Origin of the sequence: Amycolatopsis sp. NPDC021455 (assembly GCF_040640995.1) — a bacterium.
Lineage (GTDB): Bacteria > Actinomycetota > Actinomycetes > Mycobacteriales > Pseudonocardiaceae > Amycolatopsis.
In genome coordinates, this window is sequence record NZ_JBFACT010000050.1 from 26,271 (window position 1) to 38,218 (window position 11,948).

At 71.7% G+C, this 11,948-nt stretch carries 14 protein-coding genes; 7 read left to right on the top strand and 7 right to left on the bottom strand.

Annotated elements, in window-relative coordinates; translation table 11 throughout:
- The first annotated feature begins 51 nt into the window (after positions 1 to 51).
- A complete protein-coding gene (locus AB0G28_RS36065) occupies positions 52 to 489 on the top strand; it encodes a Rieske (2Fe-2S) protein (protein ID WP_361099858.1) in 438 nt (145 codons plus the stop codon).
- 127 nt (positions 490 to 616) lie between these two features.
- On the opposite strand, the gene AB0G28_RS36070 is transcribed toward AB0G28_RS36065, so the two are convergent.
- On the bottom strand, positions 617 to 1,072 hold the full coding sequence (locus tag AB0G28_RS36070; protein WP_361099861.1) for a PTS glucose transporter subunit IIA: 456 nt from the start codon (positions 1,070 to 1,072) through the stop codon (positions 617 to 619).
- Complete coding sequence (locus AB0G28_RS36075) at positions 1,069 to 1,308, bottom strand: PTS glucose/sucrose transporter subunit IIB (protein WP_072482356.1); 240 nt, start codon at positions 1,306 to 1,308, stop codon at positions 1,069 to 1,071. The genes AB0G28_RS36070 and AB0G28_RS36075 overlap by 4 nt, the downstream gene beginning before the upstream one ends.
- 243 nt (positions 1,309 to 1,551) lie before the next feature.
- Between AB0G28_RS36075 and AB0G28_RS36080 the strand changes: the two genes are divergently transcribed.
- The 4 genes from AB0G28_RS36080 (at position 1,552) to AB0G28_RS36095 (ending at position 4,765) form a co-directional block, all read left to right on the top strand.
- Positions 1,552 to 2,340, top strand: a complete 789-nt coding sequence (locus AB0G28_RS36080) for a GntR family transcriptional regulator (RefSeq protein ID WP_361099864.1) — start codon at positions 1,552 to 1,554, stop codon at positions 2,338 to 2,340.
- Positions 2,337 to 3,569, top strand: a complete 1,233-nt coding sequence (locus AB0G28_RS36085) for a PTS transporter subunit EIIC (RefSeq protein ID WP_361099867.1) — start codon at positions 2,337 to 2,339, stop codon at positions 3,567 to 3,569. The genes AB0G28_RS36080 and AB0G28_RS36085 overlap by 4 nt, the downstream gene beginning before the upstream one ends.
- Positions 3,570 to 3,609: 40 nt before the next feature.
- A complete protein-coding gene (locus tag AB0G28_RS36090) occupies positions 3,610 to 3,876 on the top strand; it encodes an HPr family phosphocarrier protein (protein ID WP_013224593.1) in 267 nt (88 codons plus the stop codon).
- Positions 3,877 to 3,949: 73 nt separating this feature from the next.
- Complete coding sequence (locus AB0G28_RS36095) at positions 3,950 to 4,765, top strand: serine hydrolase domain-containing protein (RefSeq protein WP_361099871.1); 816 nt, start codon at positions 3,950 to 3,952, stop codon at positions 4,763 to 4,765.
- 173 nt (positions 4,766 to 4,938) lie between these two features.
- On the opposite strand, the gene AB0G28_RS36100 is transcribed toward AB0G28_RS36095, so the two are convergent.
- Positions 4,939 to 5,871, bottom strand: a complete 933-nt coding sequence (locus tag AB0G28_RS36100; protein ID WP_361099874.1) for a D-2-hydroxyacid dehydrogenase family protein — start codon at positions 5,869 to 5,871, stop codon at positions 4,939 to 4,941.
- Positions 5,872 to 5,995: 124 nt separating this feature from the next.
- Here AB0G28_RS36100 and AB0G28_RS36105 point away from each other — a divergent pair, with 124 nt between their 5' ends.
- Together AB0G28_RS36105 and AB0G28_RS36110 are read left to right on the top strand one after the other, a co-directional pair.
- Positions 5,996 to 6,415, top strand: a complete 420-nt coding sequence (locus AB0G28_RS36105) for a hypothetical protein (RefSeq protein ID WP_361099877.1) — start codon at positions 5,996 to 5,998, stop codon at positions 6,413 to 6,415.
- Between the two features lie 26 nt (positions 6,416 to 6,441).
- Positions 6,442 to 7,101, top strand: a complete 660-nt coding sequence (locus tag AB0G28_RS36110; protein ID WP_361099880.1) for a TetR family transcriptional regulator — start codon at positions 6,442 to 6,444, stop codon at positions 7,099 to 7,101.
- Here AB0G28_RS36110 and AB0G28_RS36115 read toward each other — a convergent pair.
- The 4 genes from AB0G28_RS36115 to ruvX form a co-directional block, all read right to left on the bottom strand.
- A complete protein-coding gene (locus tag AB0G28_RS36115; protein WP_361099977.1) occupies positions 7,073 to 8,332 on the bottom strand; it encodes a GrpB family protein in 1,260 nt (419 codons plus the stop codon). The two genes, AB0G28_RS36110 and AB0G28_RS36115, sit on opposite strands and share 29 nt — an antisense overlap.
- A gap of 64 nt (positions 8,333 to 8,396) precedes the next feature.
- Entirely contained in the window at positions 8,397 to 9,251 is an 855-nt protein-coding gene (locus tag AB0G28_RS36120; RefSeq protein ID WP_361099883.1) for a shikimate dehydrogenase, read from the bottom strand.
- Complete coding sequence (gene mltG, locus AB0G28_RS36125; RefSeq protein ID WP_361099886.1) at positions 9,241 to 11,463, bottom strand: endolytic transglycosylase MltG; 2,223 nt, start codon at positions 11,461 to 11,463, stop codon at positions 9,241 to 9,243. The genes AB0G28_RS36120 and mltG overlap by 11 nt, the downstream gene beginning before the upstream one ends.
- Positions 11,460 to 11,921, bottom strand: a complete 462-nt coding sequence (ruvX, locus tag AB0G28_RS36130; RefSeq protein ID WP_361099889.1) for a Holliday junction resolvase RuvX — start codon at positions 11,919 to 11,921, stop codon at positions 11,460 to 11,462. The genes mltG and ruvX overlap by 4 nt, the downstream gene beginning before the upstream one ends.
- Positions 11,922 to 11,948 lie beyond the last annotated feature (27 nt).

Consider the following 11,948-nt stretch of genomic DNA (forward strand, 5'->3'; position numbering starts at 1 on the left):
CCGGTTCACCGCGGATTGAACCGATCGGGTGGCGATCTCGTTTAGGAGGGCATGACAGCCGAACTGCACTCCCGCCGCACCGTCTTGACCACGGGTGCCACTGTCGCCGGTGCCGCCGTCGGCGCCGTCGCGCTCACCGCCTGCGGGACGGACTCCGGACCGAAGGCCGGCACCGCCCAGGCCCCGATCGCCGCCGGGACGCCGCTGGTCGCGCTCGCCGACGTCCCGGTCGGGCAGGCGAAGGCGGCGAAGGCCCCGGACGGCTCCGACGTGATCGTGGCCCGGACGTCCGAGTCGGCCGCCGCGGCGTTCAGCGCCGTCTGCACGCACCAGGGCTGCACGGTCGCCCCGAAGGGCGCCGACCTGGTCTGCCCGTGCCACGGCTCGGTCTTCAACGCGCTCACCGGCGAGGTCAAGCAGGGCCCGGCGAACAAGCCGCTGCCGTCGGTGCCGGTCAAGGTCGAGAACGGGAAGGTCGTCACCGGCTGACGGGCCGGTCGCGCGAACGGGCCCTTGTGGACGCACAAGGGCCCGTTCGCGCGCTTTCCGGGGGTCGGGGTGGCGAAGCCCCCGGCCCGGGGCGAAGCCCCGGTTGTTACCGCGTTACAAGAGCTGCTCAGGCGTCCCAGGCGAACAGCCGATCGCCGGCCGCGACGTCGCGCTCCGTGTCCAAACCGGACAAAACCTCCGCCGCCGCGTCCAGCGCGACGACCGGGACGATGGCCGAGTAGCCCGCCGCGGTCACCGCCTCCGGGTCCCAGCTGACGATCGGCTGGCCGGCCCGCACCTGCTCGCCCTTGACGACGTGCAGCGTGAAGCCCTCGCCCTTCTCCTTGACCGTGTCGATGCCCAGGTGGACCAGCACGGCCTTGCCGTCCTCGGTCGCCACGACGAAGGCGTGCGGGTGCAGCGTCGCGATCGTGCCGTCGACCGGCGCGACCGCGTCCGACCGCCCGCCCGAGGGCTGCACCGCGATGCCTGGGCCCACCATGGCCTGCGCGAACACCGGGTCGGGGACCTCGGTGATCGGCACCACGCGCCCGGCGACCGGGCTGAGGACCTCGAGGCTCACAGCAGGTCCTCGATGTCGCTGGCGATCGTGTCCGCCTCCGGCCCGACGATCACCTGCAGGGCCGTCGACCCCATCTTGACCACGCCCATCGCGCCGGCCTTCTTGAGCGCCGCCTCGTCGACGAGGCTCATGTCCTCGACCTCGCAGCGCAGCCGCGTGATGCAGCCCTCGACCTCGGTGAGATTGTCCGCGCCGCCGAGTGCCGCGAGGATCTTTTCGGGCCTGTCATCCGCCATCGCGGTCTCCTTGATCACTGTTTGTTCCCAACCTGACGCGAACCGCGCATCCACCTGTACTACGCCGTTCGTCGGCATGCACCCCGCCGCGGGCCACGAACGGATAACGGTGGTTGACACCCGTCCGCACGGCGGAGCATCCTGCCCCATCAGATCATTGGTCTAGACCGGAACGTACCAATGTTCCGGGCCGGACGCGAGCACCGGTCTCCGGTGAACGCCAGAACGAGGAGGGTGACGCCGATGAGCGCGGCAGCGCACGTCCCGCCACCCGACCGGGTCGTCAACGGGCCCACGCCCAAGCACGCCCAGCTGCGGGAGATCCTCCGCCGCACGGTGGAGCGCGAGCTCCCGCCGGGTGCGCCGATCCCGTCGGAACGCGAGCTGGCCCAGCGCTACGGCGTGTCGCGGCTCACGGTCCGGTCGGCGATCGGCAAGCTGGTCGAGGAGGGCCTGCTCGCCCGGGTCCGCGGCAAGGGCACGTTCACCGCGGCCCGGCGGATGGAGCTGCAGCTCTACCTGATGTCGTTCACCGACGACATGCGGAGGCGGGGGCTGACCCCGACGACCGAGGTGGTCTCGGCGGCCACCGAGGTGCCGCCCACCGCCTCGGCGCACGCTCTCGGCCTGGCCGAGGGTGCTCGCGCGCACCACCTGGTGCGCTTGCGCCACGCCGACGGCGTGCCCCTGGCCGTCGAACGTGGCTGGTACCACGCGGGCCGGGCCCCCGGCCTGCTCGAGCTCGATCTGACCCAGTCGATCTACGCGCAGCTGGCCGAGACGTACTCCGTGCGTCCCGACCGGGCGTGGCAGACGGTCTGGGCCGAAGGCGCGGACCGCGAGACGGCCCGGCTGCTCGGCATGCGCGCCGGCAGCCCGCTGCTCGTGTTCCGGCGGGTCTCCAGCGCGAACGGCGACCCCATCGAAGACATCACGTCCTGGTACCGGGGAGATCACTACCAGGTGACCATGCAGTTGGACCGGAACACCCCGGAGCCCGGTCAACCACCCCACTATGGAGGATCCAGATGAGCACCACCACCGCGGAGGGGGCGAAGAAGGGCGGCGGAGGTCTCGCCGGCCTGCAGCGCTTCGGCCGCAGCCTCATGCTCCCCATCGCCACACTCCCGGCGGCCGGCCTGCTGAGCCGGCTGGGCCAGCCGGACGTCCTCGGTTCGGACGGCCTGGGCTGGGACAAGGTCGCCGACGTAGTCGGTGCGGCAGGCGGTGGCCTGTTCGACTGGCTCCCGCTGCTGTTCGCGATCGGTATCGCCGTCGGCTTCGCCCGCAAGGGCGACGGCTCCACGGCGGTCGCCGCGGCCGTCGGCTGGGTCGTGTTCAACAAGGTCATCCAGGCCATCGCGCCGATCAAGAGCCAGGAAGGCTACAAGGCCGGCTGGGACCTGGCCCCGATCCACTGGCCGTACAGCGTCCTGACCGGCATCGTGTCCGGCATCGTCGCGGCGCTGCTGTGGCAGCGCTACTACCGCATCAAGCTGCCCGCCTGGCTGGCGTTCTTCGGCGGCCGCCGGTTCGTGCCGATCATCACCGCGTTCGCGATGATCATCCTGGGTGTCGTCTTCGGCATCGTCTTCAAGTGGGTCGACGCGGGCATCCACAACATCGGCGAGGTCGTCGTCGGTTCCCCGGTCGTCGGTGGCGGGATCTACGGCTTCCTGAACCGCCTGCTCATCCCGGTCGGTCTGCACCAGCTGCTGAACGTCCCGGTGTGGTTCATCTTCGGCGGCGGCGACCTGACCAACTTCTTCAACCACGTGCAGGGCTCCGGCACCTTCATGACCGGCTTCTTCCCGGTGTTCATGTTCGCCCTGCCCGCCGCCGCGCTGGCGATCTGGCAGACCGCGCGCCCGGCGCAGAAGAAGGTCGTCGGCGGTGTGATGATCGCGGCCGCGCTGACCTCGTTCATCACCGGTGTCACCGAGCCGATCGAGTTCTCGTTCATGTTCGTCGCGTGGCCGCTGTACATCTTCCACGCGGTCATGACCGGCATCACGCTGGCCGTCGTGAACGCCCTGGGCATCAAGCTGGGCTTCTCGTTCTCCGGCGGCGCGATCGACTTCGCGCTCAACTCGAGCCTGGACACCGCGCACAAGGCGTGGCTGCTCATCCCGATCGGCCTGATCCTGGCGGTCATCTACTACTTCGTGTTCCGGATCGTCATCACGAAGTGGAACCTGCGCACGCCGGGCCGTGAGGACGACTCGATCGAGGCGGACCTCGAGCGGTCCGCCGCGAAGTAACATCCGTACCGACGTAAAACCTTGTAGCGAGAGGACGAACATGCCGGAGAAACGCGTCGCCGTGGCCAGCAAGGTGGGGCTGCACGCCCGGCCGGCCGCGCTGGTGGCGAAGGCGGCCGCGGCGCAGCCCGTCGCGGTGCAGATCGCCAAGGCCGGCGGGAGCCCGGTGGCCGCCGGCAGCGTGCTCAACCTGATGACGCTGGCCGCCGGGTACGGCGACGAGGTCGTCATCAGCGCCGAGGGCGAGGGCGCCGAGGAGGCCGTGGAAGCGGTCGCCCAGCTCGTCGCCACCGACCTCGACGCCTGACGAACACCCCGCGAAGGCCTTCGCACCGGTCCCCGACACCGGTGCGGAGGCCTTCGTTTCGTAGGGTGGGCGCATGGAGAGCGTGCGCCTGATCGACGAGTGGCCGGTGGACAACGCCGCGACGGCCGTGGTGACGGCGGACGGCAGCGTCGTGGGCAGCCACGGCGACACCGCGCGGAAGTTCCGGCTGGCCTCGGTCACCAAGCCGCTCACCGCCTACGCCGCGCTCATCGCGGTCGAAGAGGGCGTCGTCGAACTCGACACGCCGGCCGGGCCCGAGGGCTCGACCGTGCGGCACCTGCTGGCCCACACCTCCGGGCTCGCCTTCGACGCGCACAAGGCGATGGCCGCGCCGGGCACGCGGCGGCTCTACTCCAACGCCGGGTTCGAGCAGCTGGCCGACGCGCTCGCCGAGCACTCCGGCATCCCCTTCGCGCAGTACCAGGCCGAGGCGCTGTTCGGCCCGCTCGGCATGGCGAACACGACCCTCGACGGCTCGCCCGCGTCCGGCGCGGTGTCCACTGTGGACGACCTGGCCGCGTTCGCCGCCGAGCTGCAGGCCCCCAAGCTGCTGGACCCGGCCACCGTCGCCGAGGCGACGAACGTCGTGTTCCCCGGCCTTTCCGGCGTGCTGCCCGGGTTCGGCCACCAGAAGCCCAACGACTGGGGCCTCGGCTTCGAAATCCGCGACCACAAGAGCCCGCACTGGACCGGCGCGAACAGTTCGCCGCGGACCTTCGGGCACTTCGGCCAGTCGGGCACGTTCCTCTGGACCGACCCGGACGCCGGCGCGGCCTGCGTCGCCCTGACCGACCGCGCGTTCGGCCCGTGGGCCGCCGAGGTCTGGCCACGCTACACCGACGCCGTGCTGGCGGAACTGCGCGCGTGAACGCGCTTTCCCGGCCGAGGGAAATTCGCCGACCGGCGGTGATGGCCAACGGCCCGGGCGGGACAGGGTCCAAAGACCCTGCCCTCACCACCGTGCCGGGTGATGTCATCTAAGGGTGCAGGCCCGCCGCCGGGCTGGTGCGGGGACCTCGAGCCCCGGCGGGCCGCACACCTTCACTCCATCAGGCGGATCGGCTTCCCGGCCTGGTAGGCGGCGATGTCCTCGACCGCGTCGCCGTAGAAGATCTCGTAGGTCTCCTGCGCGACGAACCCGATGTGCGGCGTCAGCACCGCGTTGTCGAGTGTCCTCAGTGGATGGTCGGCGGGGAACGGCTCGATGTCGTAGACGTCGAGCGCCGCGGCGCGGATCTCCTTGCGCCGCAAGGCGTTCACCAGCGCGGCCTCGTCGACGATCGGGCCACGGGAGGTGTTCACCAGCAACGCGGTGGGCTTCATCGCGGCGAGCTCGGCCGCCCCGACCAGGCCGCGGGTGCGCTCGCTGAGCACCAGGTGGACCGACAGCACGTCGGAGCGGGCGAACAGCTCCTCCTTGGACACCGCGGTGACGCCGTGCGGATCGGCCTTCTCCTGCGTCAGGTTCTGGCTCCAGGCGATGGTCTCCATGCCGAAGACCTGCCCGATCTTCGCCGCGCCCGCGCCGAGCCTGCCGAGGCCGAGCAGGCCGAGCGTCTTGCCGTGCAGCATGGTGCCGACGGTCGTCTGCCAGCCGCCCTCGCGCATGGACCGGAACTCCTGCGGCAGGTTCCGCGACGCGGCGAGGATCAGCGCCCAGGTGTGCTCGGCGGTCGGCGCCCCGAGGTAGCCGGTGGCCGACACGACGACGCCGTTGCGCCGTGCCGCCGCGACGTCGATCGCCGCGTTCCGCTTGCCCGTGCTGACCAGCAGCTTCAGGTCGGGCAGCCGGTCGAGCACCTCGGCCGGGAAGCGGGTGCGCTCGCGCATCGCGACGATCGCCTCGAAGCCCTGCAGCTGCCCGACGACGTCGTCCAAGGGCTTGGTGAAGACCGTGATGTCGGCCTTGAGCGAGTCCCAGTCGCCGAAGGTGAGGGCGACGTTCTGGTAGTCGTCGAGAATCGCGATCCGCATGGCCTCACCGTAGCCAGCCGCGGCCGCCCCCGCGGACCAGGGGCGACGTGACGCCCAGCACTCTTGAACACGTTCAGAAACGGCGCTACCGTCATCCTGAACACGTTCAAAACCTGGAGGAACCATGGATCCGATCGTCGTCGCCTATGCGCTCTACCTGCTCATCAGCGTCCCGCTGACCGTGCTCGTGGCCCGGACGCTGAGCAAGCACGGCCGCGTCTTCCTCACTGAGGTCTTCGCCGACAGTCCCGGCCTGGCCACCGCCGTCAACCAGCTCCTGGTCGTCGGCTTCTACCTGATCAGCCTCGGTTTCGTGACGCTGTTCCTGACCAGCAGCGCCGAGGTGCCCACCGCCCGGGAGGTGTTCGAGCTGATCTCGGTGAAGGTCGGCACGGTCGCGCTCGTCCTCGGCTTCATGCACCTGACGAACGTGCTGGTCTTCAACGGCATCCGGCGCCGTCACCTGGCCCCGAAGCCCCCCTCGGTCCCGGTGCCGGTTCCGGTGCCCTTCGCCGGCCAGGTCCCGCCCTACCCCGCGCGGTGACGCACCCCGGCGCTAACGTGCTGCGCGTGGCCAAGAGCGAGGAAACGCGGTCCCTGATCGTCACGACCGCGATGCGGCTGTTCACCGAGAACGGCTACGACCGCACGACGATGCGGGCGATCGCCGCGGAAGCGGGCGTCTCCGTCGGGAACGCCTACTACTACTTCTCCTCGAAGGAACAGCTGGTCCAGGGCTTCTACGACGAGATCGCCCGGCAGCACCTGGCCGCGGCCCGATCGCTGCTGGACGGCGAAACCGGCTTCGCGGCGCGCCTGCGTGCGGTGCTGCTGTGCTGGCTCGACATCGCCGAGCCCTACCACCGGTTCGGCACGCAGTTCTTCGTCAACGCGGCCGACCCGGAGTCGCCGCTGAGCCCGTTCAGCGACGACTCCTCGGCCGCCCGCGAAGCGTCGATCGGCCTCATGCGCGAGGTCGTCGACGGCTCCGACGTCAAGCTCGACCCGGAACTGCGGGACCAGCTGCCCGAGTTGCTCTGGCTCGGTCAGATGGGCGTGGTGCTGTTCTGGGTCCACGACCGCTCGCCCGGCACGAAACGCAGCCGGATGCTCGTCGAGCGCAGCGTCCCGCTGATCGCCCGGCTCGCCGCGCTCTCCCGGCTGCGGGTGTTCCGCCCGGTCAGCCGGGAGGTCGTCGACCTCATCCGCGAGCTGGCGAAGCGGGACTGACCGCCCGGAAGTACAGGAACCGCGGCTTGGTGCGCAGGTTCGCGGCCCACTTCGGGTCGGCCTCGCCGGCTTCCGGCACCGGCATCGGCTCGACCAGGCGGTCGACCTCGAACCCGGCGTCGCGCACCGCCTGGAACGTCCAGCTCAGCGGACGCCGGTAGAAGCGCACTTGCTGACCGGGCGGGAACTCGTCTTCGAGCAGCTCGACCTCGAAGTAGTTCTCCTTGCCGAACCACCGCCAGTCCTCGCCCGGGTGGTGCACCGAGAACACCAGCACCCCGCCGGGCTTCAGGACCCGGCGGAACTCCGCCAGCGTCGGCCCCCAGTCCTCCAGGTAGTGCAGCACGAGCGACGCCGTGATCACGTCGATCGAGCCGTCCCCGACGTCGAGCGGGCGGGCGAGGTCCGCCTGCTCGAACCGGGCGACGTCGCCGAACTTCCGCCGCGCGACGGCGACCATGCCGGCACTCGCGTCGACGCCGAGGACGTCCGCGCCCCGCCCGGCCAGCAACGCGCTCAGGTGCCCGGCCGCGCAGCCGGCGTCGAGCACGCGCTTGCCCTCGACGTCCCCGGCCAGGTCCACGATCGCGGGCCGGTCGTACAGGGCGTTGGTGACGGACTTCTCCGCGTGCTCGGCGTAGTCCTCGCTGAACGCGTCGTACTGCTCGGCCCGGGCGCGGCCGAGGATCTCCTCGATCACGTCCGTCTTGGCGTCGGCGTAGTTCTGGATGTACTTCCACTCCTTCGCGGCCAGCTCGCGCTTCTTCGCCGCGTAGAGGTCACGCTCCTCCGGGTGCGCCCGCATCCGCTCGCGCAGGAGCCGGTAGCGCTCGGTCTGGCCGTTGCCGGGCGAGTACACGTGCAGGTTGACGTTCGTGTCCGGGCCCTTGAACATCCGGTGCCGCTCCCAATCCGGCTCCCGGATCGTCAGCCGGTAGCCCGCCGCCTCCAGCGGCGGGACGTAGGCGTCTTCGTCGTCGGAATCCGGCACCACCAGGAGGATGTCGATGATCGGCTTGGCGCACAGGCCCGGCACCGACGTCGACCCGACGTGCTCGAGGACGAGCACCCGCTCCCCCAGCACACCCCGGATCCGCTCGGCTTCGCGCTCGTAGAGCTTCGGCCACTCCGGGTCGTAGTCGACGAGCGTGACGGTCGAGTTGAGCTTCGGCGCTTCGCCGACCCACGCTCCCTGGATCTCGTCGTCGTCCAGCGCTTCTTGACTGGTCATCTCGGTGAAGACCCCCTTCATTTGGGCAGTCCACCAGAATATCGGATCTTGTCCAGCGGTTTTTTCAGTCGATCGGCAGCGGCAGCAGGTCGCCCGTCGCCGCGCGCAGCGCGTCCCGCATCGCCGCGCGCGGGGCGGGCCGGCCGGTGAAGTGCTCGGCCTGGCCGAACGCCTGGTGCAGCAGCATGTCCAGCCCGGTCGCGAGCCGGCCCCCGTGCGCCGCGACCGCTTCGGCCAGCGGCGTCGGCCACGGGTGGTAGATGACGTCGAGGACGTGCGCGACCGGCGCCAGGTCGGCCACGTGCGGCACGACCGCGTCCGGCGGGACGGTGTTCACCAGCACCGCCGCCGAACCCAGCTTCGCGAAGTCCGTTTCGGCCCAGCGAAGCACTTCGACGTCGAGCGAAGCCCGCCTCGCCGCGTCGAGGGTTTCCGTGGCCCGGGCGGGTTCCCGGACGACCAGGCGCACCTGCCGCACCCCCAGCGCCGCGAGTCCGACGACGGCCGCGGCCGCGGTGCCGCCCGCGCCGAGCACGACCGCGGTGTCGGTGGGCGACGGCTCGTAGCCACCCGCCGCGCGCAGGGCGCCGGTGACGCCGTCGACGTCGGTGCAGTCCGCGAGCCAGCCCTTCGCGGTGCGGACCAGGGTGTTGGCCGCGCCGACGGCGGCCGCGCGCGGCGTCACCTCGTCCGCGTGGTCCAGCGCCGCGCGCTTGCCCGGCATGGTGACCGAGAGCCCGGCCCACTCCGGGCCGAGGCCGTCGACGAGCCCCGGGAGCTCCTCGGCGCCCGTCTCGATCCGCTCGTACGTCCAGCCGGTCAGGCCGAGCGCGGCGAACGCGGCGCCGTGCAGCACCGGGGACAACGAGTGCGCCACCGGCTTGCCCAGCACAGCGGCGCGGCGCGGCTCAGATGGCACCGCGTTGCCTGGCCAGCTCGACGTTCTTCTTGTGGTCGTCGAACGACACCGCGAAGCAGGACAGGCCGTTCTTCTCGCACTTGACGACGTACACCCAGTCCCCCGCCGGCGGGTGCACCGCGGCCTGGATGGCGTCGGGGCTCGGGACCGAGATCGGGGTCGGGGGCAGCCCGGTGTTCTTGTACGTGTTGTACACCCCGGACTTCGCGCGGTCGTCGTCGTTGGTCGCCAGCGTCGGCCGGTCCAGCACGTAGTTGACCGTGGAGTCCATCTGCAGCCGCATGTTGATCGCCAACCGGTTGTAGATCACCCGCGAGAGCTTGCCGAAGTCGGTTTTCACGGCTTCACGTTCGACGATCGAGGCGATGATCAGCGTCTGGTACGGAGTCATGCCCGGACCGGTCGACTGCGGGCTGAGCCCGGAGTTCTGGATCGCCTCGGCCGAGGACTTCACCAGCTGGGTGATGATCTCCTGCGCGCTCGCCCCGGGCCGGACGTCGTAGACACCCGGGGCGATCAGGCCTTCCAGCCTGCGGTCCTTGCGGTCGGTCTTGTTCGCGGGCTCGATCGCCCAGTCCGGCACGCCCAGCTGCTTCAGGTCCGCGCCGTCGACGACCTTGCGCAGGTCGTCGGTCGAGACGCAGGTGCTCTTGCCGTTGAGCTGCGCGCACGACGCCTTCGCCATCAGGCTGAACACGCCGGGCGTGACCTTGCCGTCGGGCTGGGTGATGTCGTCGAACTGCGTGTACGGCCGGATCTCCAGCTGCCCGACCCTGGCCTCCGGGGCCACGATGCGCTCGACCGCGCTGGCCCCGGACATGTGCGACTTCATCACGTAGAAGCCGTGCTGGATCTTGGCCAGCTTCGGGTTGTCCTCGCCCGCCTTGACGAACGCCTTGCCGCTGGCGACGACGCCCGCCGTGGCGAGCTTCGCGCCGATCGCCGACGTCGAGTCGCCGTCGTCGACCTGGAACAGCACGTCGCCGTCGCCGGCCCCTTCGAAGTCCTCGTAGCCGAAGATCTTGTTGAAGCCGTAGTAGGCGCCGCCGGCGAGCAGCACGATCACCACGAGGGCGGCGACCCAGCCGAGGGCGCGCTTGCCCTTCTTCTTCCGCGGCTTCTCCGGCTCGTCCTCGTAGTCGTCGTACTCGTCGTCGTATTCGGCTTCGTCGTAGTCCGCGTACTCGTCTTCGTACTCGTCGTAGTCCGCGTACTCGTCGTCCTCGGCGAAGAGCTCGGGCTCCTCGCGCGGCGGGCGCGGGGGCTCGGCCGGGGGCGGCGGAGCCAGCGCGGGCAGGACGTCGGTCTCGGGCTCCTCGCGCACCGGAGGAGGCGGCGGACGGCGGCGCCGAGGTGGCTCGGCGCCGGGTTCGGACACGACGGCAGAACGGTCACCCGGCTGGACGGACCGCCGCGTGGGTTCCGGGGCCCCGCGGCGGGGGTCGGAAACGGCGTCGGGGTCGAGGGCCGCGCGGCGTCGCCGCGACTCGGCGGCTTCGGCCGGGTCGGGAGCCGCCCGGCGACGGCCCGGCGAGGGCTCGGCGGCCTCCACCGGCTCCGGGGCACGTCCCCGGCGGCCCGGCGGCGGCTCAGCGGCCTCCACCGGCTCCGGAGCACGGCCCCGGCGGCCCGGCGGCGGCTCAGCGGCCTCCACCGGCTCCGAGGCACGGCCCCGGCGGCCCGGCGGCGGCTCAGCGGCCTCCACCGGCTCCGAGGCGCGGCCTCGCCGGCCTGGTGGGGGTTCGGCCGCGCGGCGCCTCGAGGGCGGGTCGGCCGGTTCTCCGGCGGTGCGCCGCCGGGGTGGTCTGCTCGCGGCCTCGCCGGGGTCCGGGGCCGCACGGCGACGGCGGGGGGCCGGGGACTCGATCTCGGAGCCCTCGTCGAGGCCGTGGCGGGCACGCGCGGCCCGGGCCGGGGCGGCCTGCTGGGCCTGCGGGTCGAACTCGTCGTCGGCCGGAGGCAGCGTGCCCGGCGGCTCGAGCCGCCGACGGCGGCCGCCCGCCGGGTCGTAGCCCGGCTCGGGCCGCGCCCGGCGTGACGGCTGCGGCAGCTCGTACTGCCCGCTGTGCCGGGACGGCGGAAGCTCCTGGTAGCCGCTCGCGCGGGGGTCGCGCGGGTCGGCGCGGCGGGGCGCCGGCCGGGACGGCGGCGGGGTGGCCGCGTCCGGTTCGCGCAGGCGACGGCGCCCGCGCTCGGGTGGCTGCTCGTTCATCGGTCTCCCTCCCGGGCGCGGTGCGCAGCGACGGCGTCGATCCAGGCCTGCAGGATCTCCACGGCGGCGGCCTGGTCGACCACCGCGCGCTGCTTGCGGCCCTTGACCCCGCGCTGGGAGAGGATGCGGGATGCGGTGACCGTGGTCAGCCGCTCGTCGCCCAGCCGGACCGGCACGGGCGCTATCCGCCCGGCCAGGCGTTCAGAATACGCGATGGCCAGCTCGGCCGCCGGTCCCTGCCGGTTGGCGAGCGTTCTCGGCAGGCCCACGATCACCTCGACCACCTCGTGTTCGGTGACGAGGGCGGCCAGCTGGTCCAGATCACTGTCGTCGGTCGCATCGCGGGAGAGGGTAACCAATGGCGAAGCGAGCAGGGGGGCCGGATCGCTCAGCGCCACTCCGACCCGGACGGATCCGACATCCACGCCGAGCCGGCGGCCCCGGCCCGGATCGCCCACGCCGGGACGGTCCGGGCCGCGGTTTCC